The sequence below is a fragment of the Mesorhizobium sp. CO1-1-8 genome, from assembly GCF_020164875.1.
Lineage (GTDB): Bacteria > Pseudomonadota > Alphaproteobacteria > Rhizobiales > Rhizobiaceae > Mesorhizobium.
The window spans coordinates 630,950-656,104 of the sequence record NZ_JAIUGZ010000002.1; the positions used below are offsets into that span (position 1 = coordinate 630,950).

General features: G+C 62.1%; 26 protein-coding genes. 8 read left to right on the plus strand and 18 right to left on the minus strand.

Annotated elements, in window-relative coordinates; all coding sequences use genetic code 11:
- Positions 1-11 precede the first annotated feature (11 nt).
- Positions 12-914 (plus strand): DMT family transporter, encoded by a 903-nt coding sequence (locus LB558_RS06325; RefSeq protein WP_224696760.1) that lies wholly within the window; start codon positions 12-14, stop codon positions 912-914.
- Here LB558_RS06325 and LB558_RS06330 read toward each other — a convergent pair whose 3' ends face one another.
- The 3 genes from LB558_RS06330 to LB558_RS06340 form a co-directional block, all read right to left on the minus strand.
- Positions 915-1,727, minus strand: a complete 813-nt coding sequence (locus LB558_RS06330) for a helix-turn-helix domain-containing protein (protein WP_224696714.1) — start codon at positions 1,725-1,727, stop codon at positions 915-917.
- Between the two features lie 54 nt (positions 1,728-1,781).
- A complete protein-coding gene (locus LB558_RS06335) occupies positions 1,782-2,663 on the minus strand; it encodes a uracil-DNA glycosylase (RefSeq protein ID WP_224696715.1) in 882 nt (293 codons plus the stop codon).
- A gap of 228 nt (positions 2,664-2,891) precedes the next feature.
- Positions 2,892-3,536, minus strand: a complete 645-nt coding sequence (locus LB558_RS06340; protein WP_224696716.1) for a hypothetical protein — start codon at positions 3,534-3,536, stop codon at positions 2,892-2,894.
- Between the two features lie 10 nt (positions 3,537-3,546).
- Between LB558_RS06340 and LB558_RS06345 the strand changes: the two genes are divergently transcribed.
- The 3 genes from LB558_RS06345 to LB558_RS06355 all read left to right on the plus strand — a co-directional run bounded on the left by LB558_RS06345 (position 3,547) and on the right by LB558_RS06355 (position 6,164).
- Entirely contained in the window at positions 3,547-3,693 is a 147-nt protein-coding gene (locus tag LB558_RS06345) for a hypothetical protein (RefSeq protein WP_224696717.1), read from the plus strand.
- A gap of 63 nt (positions 3,694-3,756) precedes the next feature.
- Positions 3,757-5,436 (plus strand): electron transfer flavoprotein-ubiquinone oxidoreductase, encoded by a 1,680-nt coding sequence (locus LB558_RS06350; protein WP_224696718.1) that lies wholly within the window; start codon positions 3,757-3,759, stop codon positions 5,434-5,436.
- Positions 5,437-5,564: 128 nt separating this feature from the next.
- The gene (locus LB558_RS06355; RefSeq protein WP_224696719.1) at positions 5,565-6,164 is read left to right on the plus strand and encodes a DUF922 domain-containing Zn-dependent protease; all 600 of its coding nucleotides are present in this window, start codon (positions 5,565-5,567) and stop codon (positions 6,162-6,164) included.
- Between the two features lie 4 nt (positions 6,165-6,168).
- Here LB558_RS06355 and LB558_RS06360 read toward each other — a convergent pair whose 3' ends face one another.
- The 5 genes from LB558_RS06360 to LB558_RS06380 all read right to left on the minus strand — a co-directional run bounded on the left by LB558_RS06360 (position 6,169) and on the right by LB558_RS06380 (position 9,825).
- Positions 6,169-7,215 carry an endonuclease/exonuclease/phosphatase family protein gene (locus LB558_RS06360; protein ID WP_224696720.1) on the minus strand — a complete coding sequence of 349 codons (1,047 nt, stop codon included), beginning with the start codon at positions 7,213-7,215 and terminating at the stop codon, positions 6,169-6,171.
- A 70-nt stretch (positions 7,216-7,285) separates the two neighbouring features.
- Positions 7,286-8,749, minus strand: a complete 1,464-nt coding sequence (locus LB558_RS06365) for an AMP nucleosidase (protein WP_224696721.1) — start codon at positions 8,747-8,749, stop codon at positions 7,286-7,288.
- A 116-nt stretch (positions 8,750-8,865) separates the two neighbouring features.
- Entirely contained in the window at positions 8,866-9,060 is a 195-nt protein-coding gene (locus LB558_RS06370; protein WP_027162961.1) for a hypothetical protein, read from the minus strand.
- Between the two features lie 40 nt (positions 9,061-9,100).
- Positions 9,101-9,259 carry a hypothetical protein gene (locus LB558_RS06375; protein WP_023812838.1) on the minus strand — a complete coding sequence of 53 codons (159 nt, stop codon included), beginning with the start codon at positions 9,257-9,259 and terminating at the stop codon, positions 9,101-9,103.
- A 224-nt stretch (positions 9,260-9,483) separates the two neighbouring features.
- Positions 9,484-9,825: a DUF2147 domain-containing protein gene (locus LB558_RS06380; protein ID WP_224696722.1), complete on the minus strand. Its 342-nt coding sequence runs from the start codon at positions 9,823-9,825 to the stop codon at positions 9,484-9,486.
- 449 nt (positions 9,826-10,274) lie between these two features.
- On the opposite strand from LB558_RS06380, the gene LB558_RS06385 reads away from it, so the two are divergent.
- Both LB558_RS06385 and LB558_RS06390 read left to right on the plus strand, forming a co-directional pair.
- Positions 10,275-10,541, plus strand: a complete 267-nt coding sequence (locus LB558_RS06385; protein WP_010915070.1) for a sel1 repeat family protein — start codon at positions 10,275-10,277, stop codon at positions 10,539-10,541.
- Positions 10,542-10,932: 391 nt separating this feature from the next.
- The gene (locus LB558_RS06390; protein WP_109662624.1) at positions 10,933-12,054 is read left to right on the plus strand and encodes an ABC transporter substrate-binding protein; all 1,122 of its coding nucleotides are present in this window, start codon (positions 10,933-10,935) and stop codon (positions 12,052-12,054) included.
- Positions 12,055-12,131: 77 nt separating this feature from the next.
- Here LB558_RS06390 and LB558_RS06395 read toward each other — a convergent pair whose 3' ends face one another.
- The 8 genes from LB558_RS06395 to LB558_RS06430 form a co-directional block, all read right to left on the minus strand.
- Positions 12,132-14,114 (minus strand): acetyl/propionyl/methylcrotonyl-CoA carboxylase subunit alpha, encoded by a 1,983-nt coding sequence (locus LB558_RS06395; protein WP_224696723.1) that lies wholly within the window; start codon positions 14,112-14,114, stop codon positions 12,132-12,134.
- Positions 14,115-14,277: 163 nt separating this feature from the next.
- Positions 14,278-14,652, minus strand: a complete 375-nt coding sequence (locus tag LB558_RS06400; protein ID WP_224696724.1) for a hypothetical protein — start codon at positions 14,650-14,652, stop codon at positions 14,278-14,280.
- Between the two features lie 39 nt (positions 14,653-14,691).
- Complete coding sequence (locus LB558_RS06405; protein ID WP_224696725.1) at positions 14,692-15,063, minus strand: hypothetical protein; 372 nt, start codon at positions 15,061-15,063, stop codon at positions 14,692-14,694.
- 39 nt (positions 15,064-15,102) lie between these two features.
- Positions 15,103-15,360: a hypothetical protein gene (locus tag LB558_RS06410; RefSeq protein ID WP_318011611.1), complete on the minus strand. Its 258-nt coding sequence runs from the start codon at positions 15,358-15,360 to the stop codon at positions 15,103-15,105.
- Between the two features lie 307 nt (positions 15,361-15,667).
- Entirely contained in the window at positions 15,668-17,275 is a 1,608-nt protein-coding gene (locus LB558_RS06415; protein ID WP_224696727.1) for a carboxyl transferase domain-containing protein, read from the minus strand.
- A gap of 1 nt (position 17,276) precedes the next feature.
- The gene (locus LB558_RS06420) at positions 17,277-18,440 is read right to left on the minus strand and encodes an isovaleryl-CoA dehydrogenase (RefSeq protein WP_224696728.1); all 1,164 of its coding nucleotides are present in this window, start codon (positions 18,438-18,440) and stop codon (positions 17,277-17,279) included.
- Between the two features lie 65 nt (positions 18,441-18,505).
- Positions 18,506-19,156, minus strand: coding sequence for a TetR/AcrR family transcriptional regulator (locus LB558_RS06425; RefSeq protein WP_224696729.1), 651 nt, complete (start codon positions 19,154-19,156; stop codon positions 18,506-18,508).
- 68 nt (positions 19,157-19,224) lie between these two features.
- Entirely contained in the window at positions 19,225-19,509 is a 285-nt protein-coding gene (locus LB558_RS06430; protein ID WP_224696730.1) for an acylphosphatase, read from the minus strand.
- A 156-nt stretch (positions 19,510-19,665) separates the two neighbouring features.
- On the opposite strand from LB558_RS06430, the gene LB558_RS06435 reads away from it, so the two are divergent.
- The gene (locus tag LB558_RS06435; RefSeq protein WP_318011612.1) at positions 19,666-20,664 is read left to right on the plus strand and encodes a helix-turn-helix domain-containing GNAT family N-acetyltransferase; all 999 of its coding nucleotides are present in this window, start codon (positions 19,666-19,668) and stop codon (positions 20,662-20,664) included.
- Positions 20,665-20,698: 34 nt separating this feature from the next.
- On the opposite strand, the gene LB558_RS06440 is transcribed toward LB558_RS06435, so the two are convergent.
- Entirely contained in the window at positions 20,699-21,811 is a 1,113-nt protein-coding gene (locus LB558_RS06440) for a pyridoxal phosphate-dependent aminotransferase (protein WP_224696731.1), read from the minus strand.
- Positions 21,812-21,928: 117 nt separating this feature from the next.
- Between LB558_RS06440 and LB558_RS06445 the strand changes: the two genes are divergently transcribed.
- A complete protein-coding gene (locus LB558_RS06445) occupies positions 21,929-23,602 on the plus strand; it encodes a tetratricopeptide repeat-containing sulfotransferase family protein (protein WP_224696732.1) in 1,674 nt (557 codons plus the stop codon).
- A gap of 390 nt (positions 23,603-23,992) precedes the next feature.
- Here the strand turns inward: LB558_RS06445 and LB558_RS06450 are convergent, their stop codons facing one another.
- Positions 23,993-25,138 carry a porin gene (locus LB558_RS06450; RefSeq protein WP_224696762.1) on the minus strand — a complete coding sequence of 382 codons (1,146 nt, stop codon included), beginning with the start codon at positions 25,136-25,138 and terminating at the stop codon, positions 23,993-23,995.
- Positions 25,139-25,155: the final 17 nt, after the last annotated feature.

Below are 25,155 nucleotides of genomic sequence, written 5' to 3' on the forward strand. Positions count from 1 at the left end.
TTCCCGGGATCATGTTCAAGATCGTGTCGGTGGCGGTCTTCGTCGGCATGCAGACCTGCATCAAAGCCGCAGGCACGGTTCCTGCCGGCCAGATTGTCTTCTTCCGCTCTTTCTTCGCCATCTTCCCGATCATCGCCTTCCTGGCCTTCAGGAAAGAACTCGGCACTGCCTTCACCACCAAGCGTCCGTTCAACCACATCGCCCGCGGCCTGGTCGGCGTCTGCGCCATGGGGCTCGGCTTTTTCGCGTTGACCCGGCTGCCGCTGCCGGAAGCGATCACGCTGAACTATGCGCAGCCGCTGCTGGTGGTGGTGTTCAGCTCCATCTTCCTCGGCGAGGCCATCCGTGTCTATCGCTGGAGTGCGGTCGCGGTCGGCCTGGTCGGCGTGCTGATCATCTCCTGGCCGGAATTGACGTTGCTGAGTTCCGACGAAGCGCTCGACGACCAGGAAGTGCTTGGCGTCATGGCCGCTCTTGTCGCGGCAGCGATCTCGGCCGTCGCCATGCTCTTGGTGCGCAATCTCGTGCAAAGCGAGCGCACAGCGACCATCGTGCTGTGGTTTTCGGTGACGGCGAGCGTCATGTCGCTGCTGTCGCTGCCATTCGGCTGGCAGGCGCTGACGCCGCTCCAGGCGGCTCTCCTTGTTGCCGCCGGCTTCTGCGGCGGCCTCGGGCAGATCCTGATGACGGCGGCCTATCGCCATGCCGAAGCCTCGGTCGTGGCGCCGTTCGAATATACGTCGATGATCCTCGGCGTCGTCGTCGGCTATCTCGTCTTCGGCGACGTCGCCACGCTCCATATGCTTGTCGGCGGCCTGATCGTCGTCGCCGCCGGCATTTTCATCATCTGGCGCGAACGCCAGCTTGGCCTGGAGCGCACCCGCACGCGCAAGGCATCTTTGCCGGAAGGGTGATTACGACAGCTCGGCTCGCTCCTTCGCCAATCGCACCAGCACCGTCCTCGTCTTTTCATCGGCGGGGAAAAACGATTCGATCGCCAGTTCCGAAAGCGTCACGTCGAGCGGCGTGCCGAAGACGGTGATGGTGCTGATGAACGACAGCACTTGATCGCCATGCGCCAGCCTAAGCGGATGCACGATGGCATTCGGCTCGACCGGCGACGGCCGGCTGCCCCTCAGGCCGGACGGATAAGTCCTCAGTTCACGCTCGAGTTCGATCAGCACCGCGTCGCCGCTCGCGTCATTCTGGTGTTTCAGGCGCTCGAGCAGATGCGTCCGCCACTCCGCGAGATTGACGATGCGTGGCGCGATGCCGCCGGGGTGCAGGCTGAGGCGAAGCACGTTGACCGGCGGCGTCAGCAGCGAAGCCTCGCTGACATCGGCAAGGAAGGGAGCGATGGCGGCATTGGCCGAAACCAGGTTCCAGTGGCGGTCGACGGCGAGTGCCGGGAAAGGCTCGTGCCCCTTGAGCACGATTTCGACCGCCGCCTTCGCTGGCGCCAATGCCGCGTCGCCAAGCGAGCGTTCGCCGAAGTTGGGGGCAAAGCCGGCGGCGAGCAGCAATTGATTGCGTTGCCTCAGCGGTATCGACAATTGCTCGGCCAGATGCAGCACCATGTCGCGCGAGGGCGCGGCGCGGCCGCTTTCGACGAAGCTCAGATGCCGCTGCGAGATTTCGGCCTCCATGGCGAGGTCGAGCTGCGACATGCGGCGGCGGGTGCGCCACTCGCGAATGAGGCTGCCGGCGGAGGTTTGGGCTGTTGTCATGAGGGCATGGTTGGGCTGGTGATGAAGGCATTTCAATTACCTGCGAGGTTATCGCTAGGTGAGCGCGCGCAGCTTCGCCTTGACTTCGAGGAAATCCCGCCACGCCAGCTTCTTGTGCGACGGGGTTCGCAGAAGATAGGCCGGATGCAGCGTCGGCATGGCCGGGATGGCGATGCCGGACGCCGTCGTGTGGACGCGCCAGTTGCCGCGCAGCCGCAAGATGCCTTCCGAGGTGTTGAGCAGGGTCTTGGCTGACGGGCCGCCAAGGTTGATCAGCACCTTCGGATTGACCAGTTCGATCTGCCGTTCGATGAACGGCCGGCAGATCTCGGTTTCGTGCGGTGTCGGCGTGCGATTGCCGGGCGGCCGCCACGGAATGACGTTGGTGATATAGACTGAAGTACGGTCGAGCCCGATCGCTGCCAGCATGCGGTCGAGCAGCCGGCCCGATCGGCCGACGAAGGGCAGGCCCTCGATGTCCTCGTCGCGGCCGGGTGCCTCGCCGACCAGCATGACGGCGGCTTCCGGGTTTCCGTCGGCGAATACCAGGCTCTTGGCGGTGGCCTTGAGATTGCAGCCCTCGAATGCCGCCATGTGCTGGCGAAGCTCGTCCAGCGTCGTTGCTGTCGTCGCCAATTGGCGAGCCAGTGCCGCCTGCGCTTCGTCGGGAACCGCAGTCGTCGCAGACGGCGACCGCGCAACGGGCGGCGCACTTGGTCTGTCGCCGGTTTCAGAGCGAGACATACTGGCCGAACGCTGCGGTGCCGCGCTATCGCCCGAAGGCGCCGCCGTCGGCGCACGCTCCATCGGCCTTGGCGCAGCCTCGGCAAACCGGTTCACCGGCTGGTCTTCAAGCGCCTCGTCGACGCCCACGCTGGCGTAAAACGCCAGCAGGTCGGCGATGTCTGGTCTGTTGGTTGGGGAAACGGCAGTCATCGATTCACATTCGTCCGCGTGGCGGCAATTTGCAAGGCTGGCAGCTTCTCTACCAGGGCAACGAACTCGGGTTAACGGGTTCCTTCGGAGCCTTTCGCCGGCGCGTTGGCTGACGGAGCATCAAACGAAAAACCCGCCTCTGCGGCGGGTCACTGGCGCAAATCAGCACCATGGGCAAAAATGTATCATAGCTGAGGTCACCGAGTCAAGAAAAAATTCCTATCGTGTCTACCCCGTTGGTATGCGCGGATCCTGCACCAGATAGAAGGTCCATCTGGGCGTGTAGTCGGTCATCAGGAATTCGAAGCTGGCGGTTTTCAGCGGGTCGACCCTGCCATTCCTGAACAGCAGCCGGTCATAGGGTTCGAAATCGCGATCGAAATCGGCGAAATTGCTCGACAAAATATTGTCCGGCGTCTTGTTGCGCTGATCGAAGGAAAGCCCGTCGCCGAACACGCTCGGCTGGTTCAGGATCTCCTGCAATTCGAATTGGAATTCGATCCAGGCCTGGCCGCTGTTGTTGAGCACCTCGATGTGCATATACATCACGCCGTTGGCGAATTCGCCGGCCTTGCCGAAGGCCTGGATCGGCTTTGTCGTGCGAATCGTCAGCGTCACCGGCGTTGACGAATTCAGCTCTTCGGTGATGACGAACGGATCGTCCTTCGTCCCGATGCCCGAGGCGCCGGTGATGCGGAAGCCGCCAAGCTCGTCGGAGAAGGAGTAGGCGCCTGCCGCCCAGACCTTCACTTCGTCGGCGGCAGCGCGATGCGGGGACAGCATCAGAAGGGCCAAAAGGAGCGCCCGGCAGGTCCGGCCGGACGGGAAAAGAAAGCGCGTCGGTGAAAAGCCGGCTGGCCCAGGAATGCGCATAGGGTGAAGTATGGCCGATAAGCAAGCCGTCGAACAATTAAAAACGCGCGCCCGGGAGGCAATGCCGGACGAAAAGCAGTCTTCCAGCCTCGCAATGCGCGACTTTTTGGCCAAAACGGCATTGTCACGTATGCGCCGGTTTCCTGTCGTCAATTGATGCGCTATGCAGCGCGGGAGCCAGCAAGATACCCGAATGGGATAAGCCAGTGCGGAGGGGTTGATGAGCGACATCGAACGCGAAAGCATGGAATTCGACGTGGTTATCGTCGGCGCCGGGCCGGCGGGCCTGGCCGCCGCCATCCGCCTCAAGCAGGTCAATCCCGAGCTTTCGGTCGTCGTCCTGGAGAAGGGCGGTGAGGTCGGCGCCCATATCCTCTCCGGCGCCGTTGTCGATCCCATCGGCATCGACCGGCTCTTGCCGGGCTGGCGCGACGAGGACGGCCATCCCTTCAAGACGCCGGTCATCGCGGACCATTTCCTGGTCCTTGGTCCTGCCGGCTCGTTTCGCCTGCCCAACATGCTGATGCCGCCGCTGATGAACAATCACGGCAACTACATCGTCTCGCTCGGCAATGTCTGCCGCTGGCTGGCGACCAAGGCCGAAGCGCTCGGCGTCGAGATCTATCCGGGCTTTGCCGCTGCCGACCTGCTCTACAATGAGCAAGGCGCCGTCACCGGCGTCGTCACTGGCGACATGGGCGTCGAGAAGGACGGAACGCACGGTCCGGGTTTCGCACCCGGCATGGCGCTGATGGGCAAATATGTGCTGATCGGGGAGGGCGCTCGCGGCTCGCTCGCCAAGCAGCTGATCGCCAGATACAAGCTTTCCGATGGCCGCGAACCGGGCAAATACGGCATCGGCCTGAAGGAACTCTGGCAGGTCAAGCCGGAGAACCACCGGCCGGGGCTGGTCCAGCATTCCTTCGGCTGGCCGCTCGACTTGAAGACCGGCGGCGGCTCGTTCCTCTACCATCTCGAGGACAATCAGGTGGCGGTCGGCTTCGTCCTACACCTCAATTACAAGAACCCCTATCTGTCGCCGTTCGAGGAATTCCAGCGCTTCAAGACCCATCCGGCAATCAGCGGGACCTTCGAGGGCGCCAAGCGCCTGGGCTATGGCGCGCGCGCCATCACCGAGGGCGGCTGGCAGTCGGTGCCGAAACTCTCCTTCCCCGGTGGTGCGCTGATGGGATGTGCGGCGGGCTTCGTCAACGTGCCGCGCATCAAGGGCTCGCACAATGCCGTGCTGTCCGGCATGCTGGCGGCCGAGCATGTCGCCGAGGCGATCGGTGCCGGGCGCGCCAACGACGAACTCGCCTCCTACGAGGAAGCCTGGCGCGCGACAGACATCGGCAAGGATTTGAAGAAGGTGCGCAACGTCAAGCCGCTGTGGTCGCGCTTCGGCACCATCGTCGGTGTCGGCCTTGGCGGCCTCGACATGTGGCTGAACACGCTGTTCGGTGTCTCGCCCTTCGGCACGCTGAAGCATGGCAAGGCCGACTATGCCACGCTCGAGCCTGCCGCCCGGCACAAGAAGATCGCCTATCCGAAGCCCGATGGCGTGCTGACCTTCGACAGGCTGTCCTCGGTGTTCCTGTCCAACACCAATCACGAGGAAAACGAGCCGGTCCACCTGCTTGTCGGCGACATGGAACTGCAGAAGCGTTCCGAGCACGATGTCTTTGCGGGTCCCTCGACGCGCTACTGTCCGGCCGGGGTTTACGAGTGGGTCGACAAGGACGGCAATGCCGCCGCCGATCCAACGGCCAAGGATGTGCGCTTCGTCATCAACGCGCAGAACTGCGTCCACTGCAAGACATGTGACATCAAGGACCCGAACCAGAACATCAACTGGGTGCCGCCGCAAGGCGGCGAAGGCCCGGTCTACCAAGGCATGTAAGCCCGCGCCGGCCACAGTGTGCAAAGGCCTCGACGATGGCTCGGGTCTCCCATGGCATGTGAAACATTAGAACTGTTGAAACTGCCGCGCGCTTATGGTTCCATTCCTTGACGATAAGGAGATGGCCAATGCGCCTGGTGGTTCTGGCATGCCTTGTGGCGATCGGTGCGCTGTTCAGTTTGGCGTCGGCGGCCTCGGCCGGCACCAGGGTGGTGGTCAAGACGCGGACCTACGACATCACCGGGAACACGGGGCTGGCGCTGGTGCAGGCGATGGACCGCAAGGGGCCGAAGCACGGCTTCATGACGCACGCCATCGCATTGACCGGCTACGCGGTGGATTGGGACCTGGACACCAGCCAGGACAATGGCGTCTGCCGCCTGCGGCGGGCCAACGGGACGCTCAATCTTTTCTATACGTTTCCGCGTGTCGCCTCGGCCACCACGCCGACGCTCTGGAAGCGCTGGACGCGGTTCTTCGCCGGCGTCCGCGCCCATGAAGAAACCCATGGGCGCATCGCCAGGGAGATGATGCGGGCCACGGAAAGATCGATCTCCGGCCTCAGGATCGCCGACGACGGGTCCTGCTACAAGACACGTCGCGAGGCACAGCGACGCATCAAGGCCACCAATGCCGCATATGAGGCCAAGCAGCTCGCTTTCGATGCGCGCGAGCATCGCGACGGCGGCCATGTCCAGCATCTCGTCATCGCTTTGGTCAGGCCCTGATCCTTCAGCCTGGCGTCTTGCCGGTCTGAACAATGGCCGCGGTCGCGGTTTCATGCTCATCGAGCGGCTTTTGCTGGTTCAGCCTGAGCGAGAACTCCACCATGACCGGCAGGTGATCCGAGCCGATGTCTTCCAGCCGTGTCGCGGAATGGATGGTCACACCGCCCTTGCTGAAAACCTGGTCGATCGGCAGGCCGGCGAAGCGCCGCAGGAAATCCGGTAGCTTGATGTGGATCCAGGTCGGACCGGCGGACGGCATCACGGTCAGCCCGCCAAGCGCCGCGACCCGCCGCACGGCGGCACTCCACGGCGCGGCATTGCAGTCGCCCGCCATGATGGCCGTCTCGCCGAGCGCGGAAAGCGGCTCCGTCAACTCGCCGATCTGCCAGTACTGCTCGCGTGGCCACGGCCAGCTGAGATGGATCGCGGCGACATCGACGTCGATGCCGCCGAAGTCGACGGTCGCTGTCGCCATGGCGCCGCGCCCTTCGCAACGCGCCTCGGTGCCGGCGGCAAAGGGCCGCCGCGAGAGCAGCGCGACGCCGAATACGCCGTTGGGATAGGGACAGAGGATCCGGTATGGATAGGCGCTGCTGATATAGCCAAGCTCGGTCGCCCACATCGCCGATACCTCGTCGAGGGTGATCACGTCGGGATTGGTCCGGCCGATCAGCGACAGCACCTTCTTCGGCGTCGGATTGTCGTAGCGCAGGTTCATCTGCAGCAGCTTGTAGATCGCGCCGTCTTCGTTCTTGGCTTCATAGGCGGCCTGAACTGGCCACAGGCGGGAGACGGACAGCGAACCGGAAGTGGTGGCGAAGGCCGCCACGGCAAAAAGCAGTGCCACGGCCGCTTGCAGGCGAAATGTCGTGGCCAGCAGCGGCAGTGCGCAAAACGCCATCAGCACGGCAAGGTGGACGCGGAAATGCGAGAAGGAATCGAAAGCCGGATGCAGTGTTCCGAAAAACCCGGCCACCAGCGCGATCGAACAGGCCAGCATTGCCAGGAATGCAACCGAAATCAGCATTGTCCCGAAGCTTGTTCTCTCCATGCCGCCTGCTTATCGGCAGAAATGCGGCCCAATCAAGATGAGAAATGCCTACGCGATGCGTGGAACCCGCCTACTGGAACGCCGTCTCCGAAAAACTTCTGAGCTTGCGCGAATGCAGCCGCTCCATCGGCATTTCCGCAAGCTTCTCCATCGCCCTGATGCCGATGGTCAGGTGCTGCGCCACCTGGCGCTTGTAGAATTCGGTCGCCATGCCGGGCAGCTTCAGTTCGCCATGCAGTGGTTTGTCCGAAACGCACAGCAGCGTGCCGTAGGGAACGCGGAAGCGGAAGCCATTGGCGGCGATGGTCGCCGATTCCATGTCGAGTGCGATGGCGCGAGATTGCGACAGACGCTGTACCGGCCCACGCTGGTCGCGCAGTTCCCAGTTGCGATTGTCGATGGTGGCGACGGTGCCGGTGCGCATGATGCGTTTCAGGTCGTAGCCGGTAAGGCCGGTGACTTCGGCGACGGCTTCCTGCAACGCCACCTGAATCTCGGCCAGCGGCGGGATCGGCACCCAGACCGGAAGATCGTCGTCCAGCACGTGGTCCTCGCGCACATACGCATGCGCCAGCACATAGTCGCCAAGCGCCTGGGTGTTGCGCAGGCCGGCGCAGTGGCCGAGCATCACCCAGGCATGCGGCCTCAGCACCGCGATATGGTCGGTGATCGTCTTGGCGTTGGAAGGTCCGACGCCGATATTGACCATGGTGATGCCGCCATGCCCCGATTTCTTCAGGTGATAGGCCGGCATCTGCGGTAGGCGCGGGACCGCGACGCCTTCACTAGGCGCGCTTTGCCCGCCCTTGGTGATGACATTGCCCGGCTCGACGAACTCCGTGTATCCGCCGCCGCCATTGGCCATCAGGTCGCGGGCGCGGGCGACGAATTCGTCGATGTAGAACTGATAGTTGGTGAACAGCACGAAGTTCTGGAAATGCTGCGGCGTGGTCGCCGTATAGTGCGACAGCCGGTGCAGCGAATAGTCGATGCGCTGCGCCGTGAAGGGCGCCAGAGGCCTCGGCTCGCCGAAGCCGACTTCGAAGGTGCCGTTGGCGATCTGGTCGTCGGTGCCGTCGAGATCCGGCACGTCGAACAGGTCGCGGATCGGCCGCTTGATGCGCTCTGCCGTCGCGCCGTCGACATGGGTGCCTTCAAGGAACGCGAAATGCAGCGGGATGGGTGTGGTCGATTCCGACACCGTGACCGCAACCCCATGATTGCGCATGATCAGGCGCAACTGCTCGACTAGGTAGCTTTCGAACAGGCCCGGCTGGGTGATGGTGGTGGAAAAATGCCCAGGCGTCGGCATGTGGCCATAGGCTTGGCGCGAGTCGATCTGGGTGAATGAGTTGGTGGTGACACCGATCTCCGGATAGAAGGCCCGGTAGCGCTTGCCATTGTCACCGCCTGCTGCCGCCAGCTCTGCGAAGGAGTCGCGCAGGAACTTGGTGTTGCGATCGTAAAGCGCCTGCAGTGCCTTGACTGCCTTTTCGGCGCTATCAAAGATTTGCCGGCCAAAAGGTTCCGGCATGACGACAGATTCGATGGCTTGTGGGTAGATTCGCTTTTCCATGGCTCAATATAGAGACTTGGATCGGCACTTGGGAGGGGTGTCGCGACCGAAGGCGGCCAAAGCGCCGTTTTTCTTCAACCGCGCTGCAGGCTGACCAGGAGCACGAAGCCGACGCCGGACTTCTTCAGGGCTGGTGCGTCGATCGTCGAGCCGGTATCGGCGCGCATCATCGGCACGGCCAGAACCGGAGCGGCCAGAACCGTCAGGATAAGCGCCGCCCGCGGCAGAAGCCGAAGGGTCTTGAGAGCGTTGGCGGCGATGCGGTTCATGGTGTTTCAGCTTTTCTTTTCGAGGTCTTGGTTTCTTTGTTCAGTTGCGGAGATGGGTGGGGCAGGCGAGGCGGCAGGTTCTGGAACTGGCTTCGTCCCAGGCGCGGGCCGGACGGCCCGCTTCGGCGACGAGGATGGCGAAGAACATTCCAAACAGGCTCACCAGCAGGCAGACGATGGTGAAGCGGCGAGCAAGCATTGGGTCGGTCTCCTTCAACACGCCGGAGAATGCCCTGATGCAACTGAACCGGCTCTGATGCCGGCGTTCATCTGCGGTTCAAGATGATTGACGGGGTTTCGACGGCACCGGCGTCGGTTTGGATAGCCGCCGACGGGTATCGAGCATCACCGCTGCAGGATGTGTCGGCAAAACGAAAACGGGGCCCGTCGGGCCCCGTCCTCATGTCGCAAGGATGCGCTCGATCAGAGCTTGTGCCAGGTCTGGCTCTTGCAGATCAGTCCGCCGAGCACGCAGCCGCTCATCTTGAGAGAGGTGCCCGACAATGTCGCCTTGCCCGAATAGGTCTTGTCGTTTGCCGGATCGGTGATGTTGCCGGCATATTTGTTGTCGCCTGTCGGCTTGAGCGAGCCGATGGTCTTGCCGGCATATTTGCCGGACTTGAGCGTGATGGAAAACGAGCCGCCGCCGGCGATGGCCGCGGTATCCCCGGCCTGCGTCTTCCAATTGCCCTCGATCGGATCGGCCCAGGCCGCACCGGCCATGATCAATGTGGCCGCAAGGGCCAGGCTCACTTTTCGAGACATGTCTTCCTCCCTTTGGATGTCCGGCCGGACGCCCCGCCTCGCCGGTCTGCCGCTTACGCAAACGTAAGCTAATCCAGCTCCCGGCAAAACAAAAGCGGTGCCGCAACGGAAGACTTTCGTGTTTTGAAGGGTCCCGAATGCGACTGCTGGCCAAGGAAATGAAACGATCGGCGCATCGCCTTTGTCTCCCGTGGTTAGCGAAGTCTTGACTTGGCGTCAGAAAATTTTCGTCAAATTTGACGCAAGCAGGCTGAATTGCTGGCTTTGTATCCTTAATGAATTTTCGCGTTTACCTCTTGTTTTAGCTTTGTTTTCCTCAAATTAAGCACGCCATTTAACGACGGATTCAAGCCTGCACGGCATTCTCGAAAGCATCGTAAGAGCAGCCGGCAAGCACGAAAGAAGGCAGCTCTCGGGAGCCTGACAGGGGCCGGAAACAGGGGATTGAAATGGCACGTTTTGAAATGCTTGAAGCAGGTTTTGGCGCCATGGGGGCAACTGCCCAGGCCGACATCCTTTTCGAACTGGGCATGATGTATGCGACCGGCCGCGACTGCGAGACCGATGTCGTTGCCGCCCACAAATGGTTCAACATCGCCGCCATCAAGGGCTCGGCCCGCGCCGCGGAACTGCGCTCCGAACTGTCGGCCGCAATGTCGAAGGTCGAGATCGCCAAGGCGCTGCGCGAAGCCCGCGAATGGATGACCATGCACTGAAATCTGCCAATCGCAGACAGGTCTATCGAAGACAGGGAAGCTCCGGGATCAAGACTGCACAGACAGCCAGACCCGGCGGAACGAAGGCCGCGCAAGACGGTCACGGTGTTAAGAAAGAGAACGCGGCAGGCCGCAGGGCCCAGTCGTGCGCGACGCAGGGAAGCTGAGTGGGATTTAGGCGCGGGGGCGCCTGGAGATTGCTCGACGGGCAAAAAAAGCCACGACCAGCCGGAACAAGGCTGGCGTGGCTTTTTGCGTGGATGACGTCTTGCAGGCCCAATCGAGCGGCGCCAATGCGCCTAGACAGGCCCAATGAAGGATGAAATTGTCCGGCCTCTCTGGAAGAAGCGCGGCCGGGGCGGCCGCGCGTGAGTGGAGGAGTTCTACCATCATGAAAAAATTGAGTATCTTGAACGCGGCCATATTCGGCCTGATGATGAGCACGCCGGTCGCATTCGCCGACGACATCACCTTTGCGGTGATCGGCCCGATGACCGGACAGCTCGCCACCATCGGCGATCAGTTCAAGCAGGGCGCACAGGCCGCTGCCGACGCGATCAACGCCGCTGGCGGCGTCAATGGGTCGATGATCAAGCTTGATATCGAAGACGACCAGTGCGATCCCAAGCAGGCCGTGTCGGTTGCCAACCGCGTCGTCGCCGATGGCGTCAAGTTCATCGACGGCCATGCATGCTCGGGTTCGAGCATTCCGGCCTCGGCCGTCTATGCCGAAGCCGGCGCGCTGATGATGAGCCCGGCTTCTTCCAACCCGGTGCTGACCGACGCGGCCGCCAAGGCCGGCTGGCCGACGATCATGCGCCTTTATACGCGTGACGATGCGCAGGGCGCCTTCATCGGCCCATGGATCGCCAAGAAGTTTGCCGGCAAGAATGTCGTCGTCCTGCACGACAAGAGCGCCTACGGACAGGGCGTGGCTGACGCCGTCAGAGCAACGATGAATGCCGGCGGCCTCAAGGAGGTCTACTATGACGGCATCAACGCTGGCGAGAAGGACTATTCGGCTCTCGTCACCAAGCTCAAGGACTTGAAAGCCGACGTCGTCTATTTCGGCGGCTACCATCCTGAAGCTGGCCTGATCCTGCGTCAGTCGGCGGAACAGAACCTGAAGTTCCAACTGATCATGCCGGACTCCATCGCCTCGCCGGAGTTCTGGCAGGTCGCCGGCCCGGCCGGCGAGGGCACCATGTTCGTCTTCCCGTCGGATCCGCAGGCAAAGCCGGAAGCCAAGGCAGCGGTCGAGAAGATCAAGGCCGGCGGTTTCGTGCCGGAGGGCTTCACGCTGTTCTCATACGCCACCATCCAGGCATTCGCCGAAGGCATCAAGCGTGCCGGCAGCGATGACCCGGCCAAGGTTGCCGAAGCGCTGAAGAACGGCACGCCGATCAGCACCGTTGTCGGTGATGTCACCTTCGACGAGAAGGGCGATCTCAAGAATGCCAGCTACGACATCAACCAGTGGCATGACGGCAAATATGCGCCGATCGCGCAGTAATCGCCGACTTGGCGACCGGATAGCGTAGAGAAATGGCCGGGTTCGTCCCGGCCATTTTCCTGTTTACCTTCGAACCGTCAGCTGGCTGCAGCGGTCGAGGCGGCTTGTTCCTCGACGAACCGTACCAGCACCGTCCCGTCGGTCACCTGCGCGCCCTCGGTGGCAATCTCGGCGATCACGCCGTCATGCGGCGCGGCGATGGTGTGTTCCATCTTCATCGCCTCCAGGATCAGCAGCGGCTGGCCTTTGATCACGGCATCTCCCTTTCCCGCGCGCACCAGCTTGACCACCCCCGGCATCGGCGCACGCAAACTGCCTGAACCTGCCGCCGCATCATCGGCCCGTGCCAGCGGGTCCGGCACGGCGAAGGTGTAGCCAACGGCGCCTTCGAACACGGTGATGTGGCCTGGCCAGCGGGCGAGGCGTGGTGTTGAGCGAAAATCATGCGAATTGGTGTCGTCATAGGGCTTGTCCAGCGTCACCTGGAACCGCCCGTCATGCCGCACCGAAACCTTCGCCACGATTTCGTCTTCGCCGAACTTCAATCGTGTGCGCCGCGTCACGCTGTGGAAATGCGCATAGCCGGCAAGCGACGACCACGGATCGTTGGATGACGGCGATGCTCCGGCGCCGGAGGCCGCAACGGCCGCGGCAGCGATGGTTTCGCCGGTCGGCGGCGCGACCTCGGTCAGCGCCGTCTGGTGCCTGGCGATCAGGCTGGTGTCGACGTCGCCTGCGGCGAAATCCGGATCGGCGGCGAGAGCGGCAAGAAAGGCGGTGTTGACGGTCGAGCCGGCGATCTCGGTCCGGGATAGCGCCGCGCCAAGCGCTTCCAGAGCCGCCTGACGATCCGTGGCGTGGACGACCAGCTTGGCAATCATCGGGTCGTAGTAGGGCGAGATGGCGTCACCCGCCCGCACGCCGGTCTCGATGCGCATCGTGGCGCCTTCGGGGGCTGCATCCGGAAATTTCAGATGATGCAGCGTACCGGTCGCCGGCAGGAACCCTTTTGCCGCATCCTCGGCATAGATGCGCGCCTCGAAGGCATGGCCGGTGAGCGCGATCTCGCTTTGCGTCTTGGGCAGCTTTTCGCCGCTGGCGACCCGCAACTGCCACTCGACTAGGTCGGTGCCGGTAACCATTTCGGTGACGGGGTGCTCGACCTGCAGGCGGGTGTTCATCTCCATGAACCAGAAGCGGTCGGCCTTCAGGCCCTGTGAGGCATCGACGATGAACTCGATGGTGCCGGCGCCTGAATAATTGATCGCCTTGGCGGCCTTTACCGCCGCATCCGTCATTGCCTTGCGCAGCGCCTCGGTCATGCCGGGGGCGGGCGCTTCCTCGATCACCTTCTGGTGGCGGCGCTGCGCCGAGCAGTCGCGCTCGTAGAGATGCACCGCGTTGCCGAAGCTGTCGCCGAACACCTGCACTTCGATATGGCGCGCCTTGTCGACATATTTTTCGACCAGCACGCGGTCGTCGCCGAAGGAGGCTTTCGCCTCTCGCCGCGCACTGGACAGTGCCTCGGAAAACTCATCGGGATGCTCGACCCGGCGCATGCCCTTGCCGCCGCCGCCGGCGCGTGCCTTGATCAGCACGGGATAACCGATCTCGCGCGCCTTGGAGGCAAGCAGAACGATCTCCTGCGCCTCGCCATGGTAGCCCGGCACCACCGGCACGCCGGCCTTTTCCATCAGCCGCTTGGCCGCGTCCTTCAGCCCCATGGCACGGATCGAGGCCGCCGACGGGCCGATGAAAATGAGCCCCGCCGCCACCACCTGGTCGACGAAATCTGGGTTTTCCGACAGGAAGCCGTAGCCGGGATGAATGGCTTGTGCGCCCGCAGCCAAGGCCGCGGCGATGATCTTGTCACCGCGCAGATAACTTTTGCCGGCGGGCGAGGGGCCGATATGCACAGCCTCATCGGCCATCTCGACATGCAGGGATCTCGCGTCGGCATCCGAATAGACGGCAACAGTGCGCACACCCATCTTGCGCGCCGTACGGATGATACGGCAAGCGATCTCGCCGCGATTGGCGATCAGGATCTTGGCGAACATGGAGCCTCCGCAAGTAAGGTTCGAAGTCCGTGGGAAGCACGGCGCTTGAACACTGCCCTCTGGTCTGCCGGCCAGAAGGGAGTACTGTCCCGCGAGCTATTCCAGCCCTCGGCGTAGACCTCTCCCTTACCAAGGGAGTGCTCTACCTTACGGTCGGTTGTGTCTACTTCGAGGCCGCGATCTCGCAACCGCCGCCCGTCGTGACCTTGTAGTGCCCGCGGGTGGACTGACAGGATTTCATCGCCAACTCTTCGGCCCTCTTTTGAGATGGCGCGTTGAGGTGCCCCCCGCAAACTATGTACGACGACATTATCCGTGCGTAGGGAGTGGTTGCGTACGCTGAATGACCACTGGCCGCGACATAGGCCTTGTACGCCTTGGTGCAGGGATCCTTGGGATTTCGCGGCAGGTACGGCGGGAAACGCTTGTCTCCCTCGCTTCCAGTCAGTGAGCCGGCCATGCCCGCGCCGCACGCTGCGATCGTCAGCAGTCCGGCCAATATCGCCGTGGCTGTTCGCCTGGAATTCGTGGATTTCATTTTGTCTTCCCCAACGAGAAAAACCGGGCGCTTTCCGGTCTATTTGGACGCGGCGATGCTGCAGGCGCCGGCGACGGTAACCTTGTATTTGCTTTTGCTGGCCTGACAGGATTTCAATGCCAGTTCCGCCGCCGCCTTTTGTGACGATGCATTCAGCTTCACGCCGCAAACGAAGTACTCGGTCGCCGGAACGATCGGCGTCGCCGCGAAAGCCGAATGGCCTGCGGCTGCGAGATACGCTGCATAGGCTTTCCCGCAGCCCCCGGTGGTTCCTATGGGAATGGTCACCGGGTAGCGCACGTGCCCCTTGTTGCCTGCCAGCGATCCGGCCATGGCGGCGGTGAGGGCCGCCGCCATCAGCAAGCCTGCCACTATTGAGGTGGCTGCTCGTTTGCAGGTCCCGGATTTCATTCTGCTTGCCCCATTCGCAAAAGAGTCTCGGCTGGTTGCTTATTTCGATGAGGAGATTGCGCAGCCGCCACTCGCGGTCTTGAGCTTCCACCGTGTCAAGCCGGCCTGGCAATTGCGCAGCGCCGTCTCTTCCGCCGCCTTCTGGGACGGCGCGTTGAGCTTCGTGCCGCAGACGATGTAGAGGTCGACGACACGCGAATAAAAGGTTGTGGCGTAGGCCGAATGGCCGCTCGCCGCGACGTAGCCCTTGTAGGCAACGTTGCATTCGCCCGAACCCAAGGTCGGCGGAAAACGCACGTCGCCCTTGCGTCCTGCAAGCGATTCCGCCGAACTGATCCCAGTCGCCGTTAATATTAGAAATACAGAAAGTATCGAAGCAGCCGTTCCCTGGCAGTATTTCAATTTCATTTCCGGCCCATCCCCATTGCCCCATGCTGGATAAGCAGTAGCGAATATTTTGCCTCGCCGCCAGTTCACTGTTTGAGATTCGAAGCCGCCTACGCTGATGAATCGGTTGGTCCATACTGTTCAGCCTTTTCTCACGGCAGCAACGGGCCTGCCGGTATAGTTCCGCCGCTTGGCCGTCGAAGTTGACCGTCCATTCTCACATCCGAAACACGCCAAAGCGCGTCTCCTCGATTTCGGCGTTGAGCGCGGCGGAGAGGCTGAGCGCCAGCACGTCGCGCGTCTTCGCCGGGTCGATGATGCCGTCATCCCACAGGCGAGCGGACGAATAGAGCGGATGGCCCTCATGCTCGTACTTCATCAAGATCGGCTTCTTGAATTTCGCCTCTTCCTCGGCGCTCCATTCCCCGCCCTTGCGCTCGATGCCTTCGCGCTTGACCATGGCCAGCACCGTTGCCGCCTGCTCGCCGCCCATCACCGAGATGCGGGCGTTCGGCCACATCCACAGGAAGCGCGGTGAATAGGCGCGGCCGCACATGCCGTAATTGCCGGCGCCGAACGAACCGCCGATGATGACAGTCACCTTCGGCACCCGGGCGGTGGCAACCGCCATCACCAGCTTGGCGCCATCCTTGGCGATGCCGCCTGCTTCATATTTTCGACCGACCATGAAGCCGGTGATGTTCTGCAGGAAGACCAACGGAATCTTGCGCTGGCAGCACAACTCGATGAAGTGTGCGCCCTTCAGCGCGCTTTCGGAAAACAGCACGCCGTTGTTGGCGATGATGCCGACCGGCATGCCATGCAGATGGGCAAAGCCAGTGATCAGCGTGGTGCCGTAATTCTGCTTGAACTCGTCGAATTCGGAACCGTCGACGATGCGCGCGATGACCTCGCGCGCGTCATAGGGCTGGCGCAGGTCGGTCGGCACGATGCCATAAAGTTCATCCACCGGATGAAGCGGCGGAATCGATTCCTGTGAGGTCAGGCCCACGATCTTGTTCCGATTCAGGTTTTTGACGATGCGCCGGCAGATGGCGAGCGCATGGTCGTCGTCCAGCGCATAGTGGTCGGCAACACCGGAAAGCCTGGTGTGCACATCGGCACCACCAAGGTCCTCGGCGCTGACGTCCTCGCCGGTGGCCGCTTTCACCAGCGGCGGGCCGCCGAGGAAGATGGTCGCCTGGTTGCGCACCATGATCGTTTCGTCCGACATCGCCGGCACGTAGGCGCCGCCCGCCGTGCAGGAACCCATGACGCAGGCGATCTGCGGAATGCCTGATGCCGACATGTTGGCCTGGTTGTAGAAGATGCGGCCGAAATGCTCGCGGTCGGGAAACACCTCGTCCTGGTTGGGCAGGTTGGCGCCGCCGCTGTCGACGAGATAGATGCAAGGCAAATTGTTCTGCAGCGCGATCTCCTGCGCCCGCAAATGCTTCTTCACCGTCAGCGGATAATAGGTGCCGCCCTTCACCGTGGCGTCGTTGACGACGACCATCACCTCGGTGTCTTCGACGCGGCCGATGCCGGCGATCATGCCGGCCGAAGAGATCTCCTCACCATACATCGACCACGCCGCGAACTGGCCGATCTCGAGGAAGGGTGAGCCGACATCCAGCAATTGCGCGAGGCGCTCGCGCGGCAGGAGCTTGCCACGGGAAACGTGGCGCTCACGCGCTTCCTCCGAACCGCCGCGCTCGACGGTTGCAGCCTTCTCCGCAATGTCGGCGACCAGCGCCCGCATGCGCTCGGCATTGGCGCGGAAGGTGTCGGAGGAGGGGGAGATCTGAGTTTGGAGTACTGCCATGCTACACCCCCTCCGCCATGATCTCGCGGCCGATCAGCCAGCGGCGGATTTCGCTGGTGCCGGCGCCGATCTCGTAGAGCTTGGCGTCGCGCAGCAGGCGGCCGGTCGGATAGTCGTTTATGTAGCCGTTGCCGCCAAGCAGCTGGATGGCGTCGAGCGCCATCAGCGTCGCCTTCTCGGCGGCAAACAGCACGCAGCCGGCGGCATCCTTGCGGGTTGTCTGGCCGCGATCGCAAGCGGCGGCGACGGCATAGACATAGGCGCGCGCGGCATTCATCGTCGTGTACATGTCGGCCAGCTTGCCCTGCACCAGCTGGAACTCGCCGATCGCCTGGCCGAACTGCTTGCGCTCGTGCACATAGGGGATTGCCACGTCGAGGCACGCCGCCATCAGGCCGATCGGGCCGCCGGCAAGCACCGTGCGCTCATAGTCGAGGCCCGACATCAGGACTTCGACGCCGCGCCCTTCCTCGTGCAGCACATTGTCGAACGGCACCTCGACATCCCTAAACACCAGTTCACCGGTGCTGGAGCCGCGCATGCCGAGCTTGTCGAGCTTTTGTGCCACGGAAAACCCGGCCATCGCCTTCTCGACGATGAAAGCGGTGATGCCGCGCGATTTCAGTTCCGGATCGGTCTTGGCATAGACGACCAGCGTTTCGGCGTCCGGCCCATTGGTGATCCACATCTTGGTGCCGTTGAGTACATAGCGGTCGTTGCGTTTTTCGGCGCGCAGCTTCAGCGAGACGACATCCGAGCCGGCGCCGGATTCCGACATCGCCAGAGCGCCGACGCGCTCGCCCGAGCACAACGGCGGCAGGAATTTTTCCTTCTGCGCCGTTGTCGCCCAGCGGTTGATCTGGTTGACGCAGAGGTTGGAGTGGGCACCGTAGGAGAGGCCGACCGAGGCCGAAGCGCGTGAAATCTCCTCGACAGCGATCACATGGGCGAGATAGCCCATGCCGCTGCCGCCGAAATCGGGGTCGGCGGTGATGCCAAGCAAGCCGAGCGCGCCGAGTTCGCCCCACAGATGCGCCGGGAATTCATTCGAGCGATCGATGTCGGCGGCGATCGGCGCGATGCGATCCTGGGCGAAGCGCCGCACCATCTCGCGCAGCGCCTCGATCTCCTCGTCATGCCCGAAGCTGAGCGTGTTTGTGTACATTTTTCTCCTCCCTGCGCATGACTCCGAAAATGGACTTTGATCTTCGGAAAGGGATCATGCGCGAATCAAAATGCTGCAGCGTCCTTTGCGCGTCCGAAGGGACGCGCGGCGCTGTAGGCGTCGATCTTCGCGCCGACGAGCCGCATTGTCATTGAAAGATATGTCGTGGTCACTTCAGCGATCGACAGCCGTTCGCCCGGCCGAAACCAGACGATGACGCCGGTCATCATCTGGATCAGCGCCATGGCCGTCAGCCCGGTGTCGTCGATGCTGAAGGCGCCCGTCTCGTCGCCGTCGCGCAGGATGGCGCGCAGCTCCTTCTCGTAAGCTGTGCGCATGCGTAGGATCTGTGTCAGCCGTTGGGGCGACAGACTGCGCAATTCCATGTTCGACACATGCGTGGCGTGCCGTCGCTGGATGTGAAAGGCGATGTGATTGCGCACATAGGCCGAGAGCAGTTGCGCCGAATCTGCGTTCGCCGGGCGGGCTGCTTCCCATGCTGTGGCCAGATCTTCCATGTGCTCGCGCATCAGCGTGAACAGAAGCTCTTCCTTGGTTGGAAAGTAGCGGTAGAGCGCGGCTGCCTGGACACCGACCTCGGCGGCAAGCTGGCGCATCGACATCGCTTCGTAACCGAGGCGCGCGATGAGGTTGACCGCTGCCTCACGGATAGTCGCTTCTGTCTTTTCGCCATCGGACCCAGCGGTGCGCGCCATGTCAGATCCTCTGCGGAGCAATAATAAAACGAACGTTCAATTAATTCAAGGCGCCCGGCCCAATCCATTCATGCAACGACCCTGAACCCGACAGAGGCGTTCTCTGCCACCAACTCCTCGACGTCGACCTTCGAAACCGAAGCCCCGGCCGGCCCTTTCCAGAGGCGCTCGATCATTGTCGATACCGCTTCCTCGAGGCCTGCGATCTGGGCCGTTACGGACCCATCCGCTTCATTGCAAACCCAGCCCGAAAGACCAAGGCCTGTGGCCTCATCCCGAGCCCAGGCTCTGAAGCCGACGCCTTGCACATTGCCGTAGACGCGCGCCTGCACGTTCCTGCGATGACCAGCCATGAATCACTCCAAGCCTGTCTCGTTGGAATCTGGTGCATGGCTCAGGGAATGCAACATGAGAATTGCGCGCACGACGCAATAGCTCGGACTCCTGCTTTGAAATTAATTGACTTAGTCCACTAATTTTGGAAAATGGAGCTGCCTGTTGGGAGCTGGATGCAGATGCTGGACGAGCGCAACGCATTGGTGGCCGATGTCAGGCGCTTCAATCGCTTTTACACGCGCACTGTCGGCCTGCTCGACGAGACGCTGACACAAAGTGCATTCACGTTGACCGAGGCGCGCGTACTGTTCGAACTGGGTCACCGCAGCAGCCCGGCTTCCGCCGAAATCGCCGGCGAGCGAGGTTTCCTGGCGGGGGCTTTTCGGCTGGAGAATGGCCCGGCGGCCTCCGAGATATCAAGACAGTTGCGTGTCGATGCCGCCTATCTGACGCGGATCCTGCGCAAGTTCGCGGGCCAGGGGCTGACCGAGGCCCGAACGGACCCGGCTGACCGGCGCCGAAGGGTCCTCTCGCTGACTGCAAGGGGCGAGGCAGCGCTTGCCAGACTGCAGGCGGCGGCCGATCGGGACACGGCGCGGCTGATCGAAAGCGTCCCCGACGACAGGTTGCATGAACTGCGCAGCGCCTTGCGCAAGGCGGGGGAATTGCTGGGCGATCCCACCCGTGAAAGCAGCGAGGTGACGTTGCGCCCGCATCGCGTCGGCGATGTCGGCTGGGTCGTGCAGCGCCAAGCCCAACTCTATGCCGAGGAATATGGCTGGGCGATCGAGTTCGAGGCCATGCTCGCCGAGATCGGCGCCGATTTCATTCGCAATTTCGTGCCCGGCCGCGATTTCTGCTGGATCGCCGAGCGCGGTGGTCAGCCCGTCGGCGCAGTGTTCCTGGTTCATCAGGACGACAAAGTGGCCAAGCTGAGAATGCTGCATGTCGAGGCGTCGGCGCGCGGCCTCGGGATCGGCAAACGACTGGTCGCGGAATGCGTGAACCAGGCCCGGGCTTGCGGCTACACCAAGCTGGTGCTGTGGACCAACGACATCCTCGTTGCGGCGCGCGCGATCTACGAACGTGCCGGCTTCAGGCTGGTCTCGCAGGAGCACCACCACAGCTTCGGCAAGGATCTGATCGGCCAAACCTGGGAAATGGATTTGTAGGCAGCTTTTGCTGCCGGTCTGCTTACAGACGATCCTAGTTTCCCCGCGCTGTTGCCAGCGCGCCAGGCAACTCCTCGGCAAAAATGTCGAGTTCGTGATCGAGGCCGACGCTGACGCGGATGCAGCGGTCGAGCCGTGGCACCATCGGCTTGCGGATGAAGACGTCGCGCGACAGCAGGGCTTGCAGAACTTTGAGCGCGAAGGCGCCATCGCCGCCGCAATCGATGGTGACGAAATTGGTCGCCGACGTCAGTGGCCTCAGACCGTTCGCTTCGGCAATGCCGGCGATGCGTTGGCGGCCGGCCGCGACCCGCGCCACCACGCTTTGCAGATAGTCCTGATCGGCGAGCGCCTCGACGCCGGCGATCTGCGCCATCCGGCTGACGCCATAATGGTTGCGGATCTTCTCGAAGTCGCGGATCACCTGGGCTTCGGCCACCGCATAGCCGCAGCGTATCCCCGCCAACCCATAAGCCTTCGAGAAGGTGCGCATGCGGATGACGTTTGGCCTGGAGATATCGATCGGCGGCAGCGCCGAGGCCGGCCCGAGTTCGCCATAGGCCTCGTCGAGCACCAGCATGGTGGTTTCCGGCAGCGCTTCGAGGAAGCGGATGATCTCGCTCGCCTCCCACCAGCTGCCCATCGGATTGTCCGGGTTGGAGAGATAGACCAGCGGGGCCTTGTCCCTGCGCACCGCCGCCAGCAGGCCGTCCAGGCTTTCCCTGTCGTTCTCGTAAGCGACCGTCACCAGCCGTCCGCCGACACCGGCAATGTGGAAGTTGAAGGTTGGATAGGCGCCGAGAGAGGTGACCACCGCGTCACCAGGCGCGACATACATGCGTGCCACCAGGCTGAGCAGGCCATCTATGCCTTCGCCGACAACGACATTCTCGGCCTTCACGCCGTGATGCGCGGCCACCGCCACCTTCAGATCGTGATTGTCGGGATCGCAATACATCCACATGTCGCCGGCGATCTCGGCCATCCGGGCGATGACGCGCGGCGAGGGACCAAAGCTGCTCTCATTGGCGCCGATGCGGGCGCGAAAAGCGCGGCCACGCTCGCGCTCCTGCGCTTCGGGGCCGACAAACGGCACCGTCGAGGGAAGCGCTGCGATGAGCGGCATGAGGGGAGGGCGCTGGTGCATGGTGGAAGCTCGCTTGAAAGGGCCTTCTTGCTAGCGCGCCGGATGGGCCGGTGCAAGTTGCCGCCGGGCAGATCCGTAGCGCTGGATTCTTTCGGCCGTTTTTGCTAGCGACACGCAATGAACAATCGTCTGCCGCCTGCCTGGTCCAAGCACATCAAGCCCAGCCCCGCACCGAAAGCGAAGGGGCCGATACCCAAGCCGACAGCGAGCCAAGGAAACGCTCAATCGCGAGTGCAGGCCGACGAAGCGCTGCTGAACCAGGCCTATGCCCTTCAGCAGGCCCAGCGGCTCGACGAGGCTCAGGACCTGTGCCTTCGGGTGCTGGCGCGCACGCCAAACCATCCGCTCGCTCTGTACATGCTGGGGACCCTATACCAGCGTTACGATGACGAGATGGCCTTGCGATATTTCGCGCGGGCGGTTGGCGAGGAACCTAAAAACCCCTACTACCACCTCAGTCTGGGCGAGGCCTACGTGAACGTCAGCGAATATTCGCCAGCCATCAAGCATATGCTGTATGCCTTGGAACTGCAGCCCAGCCTTATCGAGGTGCTTTGTGCACTGGGGCGCGCCTACACCAAGTTTGACAAACCCGACATGGCTTTGCCGCTTTACGAGAAGGCGCTCAAGATCAACCGCGATCATCCCAAAGTGCGGGCGGGGCTGGCCAGCGCGCTCAGCGGCCTGGGGCGCATGGATGAGGCCGCCGCCTACCTGAAAGAAGCAATCGGACGTCGCATCGACGTGCCCGCTGCCTACAACGACCTTGTACAGACGAAAAAATTCACCGAAGAGCCGGAGGAACTCCAATCCATCCTGCGTGAACTTGGCAATCCCAAGCTTGATCCGAACGGTGCTTACAAGCTCCATCACGCTGCCGGCAAGGTACTGAACGACCTCAAACGCCACAGTGAGGCATTCGACCATTTCAACAGGGCGAAACAGGCCTCCGGCTACACCTTCGATATCAATCTGTATCGCCGCTGGATCGACTCCCTGATTGAAACCTTCACGCCGGACTTTCTAGCGGCCAGGGCCGGCTATGGAAATCCTTCCGAAGTGCCTGTGTTCGTGGTCGGCATGCCGCGGTCGGGCACAACGCTCACGGAACAGATCTGCGCCAGCCATCCCGATGTTCAAGGGGCAGGCGAGCTTAACAAATTAAGGCGGGTCGCCAACGCAATCGGCCTTAAAACCTCATCGGCCGGCGATTTGAGCCGGCCGGCCATGTCGGTCACGCAAGACCTCTCCAGAACGTTGGCGGAAGAGCATCTGTCCTACCTTAAGGAGTGGGCGCCTGCCGCGCTTCGCGTGGTGGACAAGATGCCGCATAATTTTGAAATGATCGGCCTTATCGGCCTTCTCTTTCCCAACGCGCGCATCATTCATTGCCGCCGTAACGCCATCGACAATTGCGTCTCTTGCTTTGTCCAGAGCTTCAACAAAGAACACAGTTACAATACTGACTTGCGGATACTAGGCCTGTATTATCGCGAGTATGACCGACTGATGCGCCATTGGAACGAGGTTTTTCCAGGCCTTATCTTCGAAAATCGCTACGAAACGCTGGTCGAGGATCAGGAAGCGCAGTCCCGCCGCCTCATAGATTACCTTGGGCTGCCCTGGGATGACGCCTGCCTGCGTTTTTTCGACAGGGATGGTTCGGTCAACACGCCCAGCCGCTGGCAGGTCCGCCAGCCGATCTACAAATCGTCCGTCAAGCGCTGGAAGAATTATGAAGGCGAGATCCAGCCACTCATCGATGCTTTGGGCGACTTGGCGGACACGTAATTCAAACGGGTCTGGCGTGCCTCTCATGCGCGCACGTCTCCTCGATTTTGGCTGGCACTGCTGAGCTGAAGAAGTGCAGGGATGCGCGTGATTCCGCACCCGATGGTCCCAAATGCAATCGCTCGGTTGGTCGATTAATTTCTGCTGGTCGACACGCTCGAAGGGCTTGGCGCGAAAACTCAGGCGCTGCCGGACTGGCGAATAGCCCCGATTGCCCAAGCTGTCGGGGCCCGGCTTCGTCGGCTGGCTGCTGTCCGCTCGCAAACCTTCAAGAAGTGCAGGGACTCGTCTCGGGGGCGGCGTCGCCGCATTTCGGCGAGCCAATAGAACCCGATATGAAAAAACCCGGCGGTTGTCCGCCGGGTTTCGATTTCGACAGGTCGAAATATATTAGAACGAGCGCTGGAAGCGGAGGAGGCCGCCGATGCTGTTCTTCTTGTCGGCCGGTGTGAACGATGGGTTAACATAGTTGACATCGCCAAATCGGCCAGCATGAAGATAGTCGACTTCGGCCGTGACAGTGAAGCCGGGAACAACGTCATAGGCGATGTTCGCGGCAACGCCGACGTTCTTCCAATCGTCAGCAGACACTTGAGCGTTGAACGAGGTTTTTTCGTTGAATTTGTAGGTGCCACCGCCCCACACTGCCCAATTGCCACCCCACATCTTGTAGAAGCCGCGACCATTGGCGTCGACATGATTGCTGAGGTTATCGTTGAGGTTGTCGTCCGAGCCGTAGCCGCCCATGATGAACAGCGAGAGTTCGTTGGAAACGTTCACATCCAGGCGAACCTTGCCGGCCACTTCTTCGTAGTTGCTGTCATAGGCGACGACACCGGTGATGGCGCCCCAGCCCTGCGTGTACTTCACGCCGCCGACGACATGCGGAACATAGCTGTCGATCGTGTCATTGGCGTTACCTTCTTCCAGCGAGACCACTGCCGAGAAGCCGTTGCCGGCATCGAAGTAGTACTGGACGACGTTGGTGTCGAAATCGCCGTAAGGAACCAGCGTATCCTGGATGACATTGCCGGCGTAGCCGACGAACGTATCGAAGGCCGATTCGTCCTTACCGACGCGCAGGCCACCGAGCTGGATCCAGGCGAAGTTCAGCGAGACGTTCCGGTTGTGGGCGGCGTTGACGTCTTCGAAGGCGTTGTCGTCGCCGAAGTTGAAGCGGGTCTCGGTGTAGGTCTTCAAGGTGCCGAGTTCGGTTTCCTGGCCGGTCCAGGTCTTCAGCGTGAAGCGGGTATTCTTCAGCCAGGTATTGTGGTCATCACCATCCTGGTGATCCGCGGCTTTTGCACCATCGAACGAACCGAGGTCGCCACCGCCGATGTCGTAACGGATATAGCCGCCGATGCGCAGGCAGGTCTCGGTGCCGGGGATGTAGAAGTAGCCAGCGCCGTAGACGTCGCAGATCTTGACGTATTCAGCGGGTTCCGGCTCGGCGACGACGACGGCGTCGGCGGCGCGCGCACCGGAAACTGCGATCAGGGCCGCAGCGGAGCCGAGGAGAAGGCTCTTGATGTTCATTTTCTGACCTCCAGTCA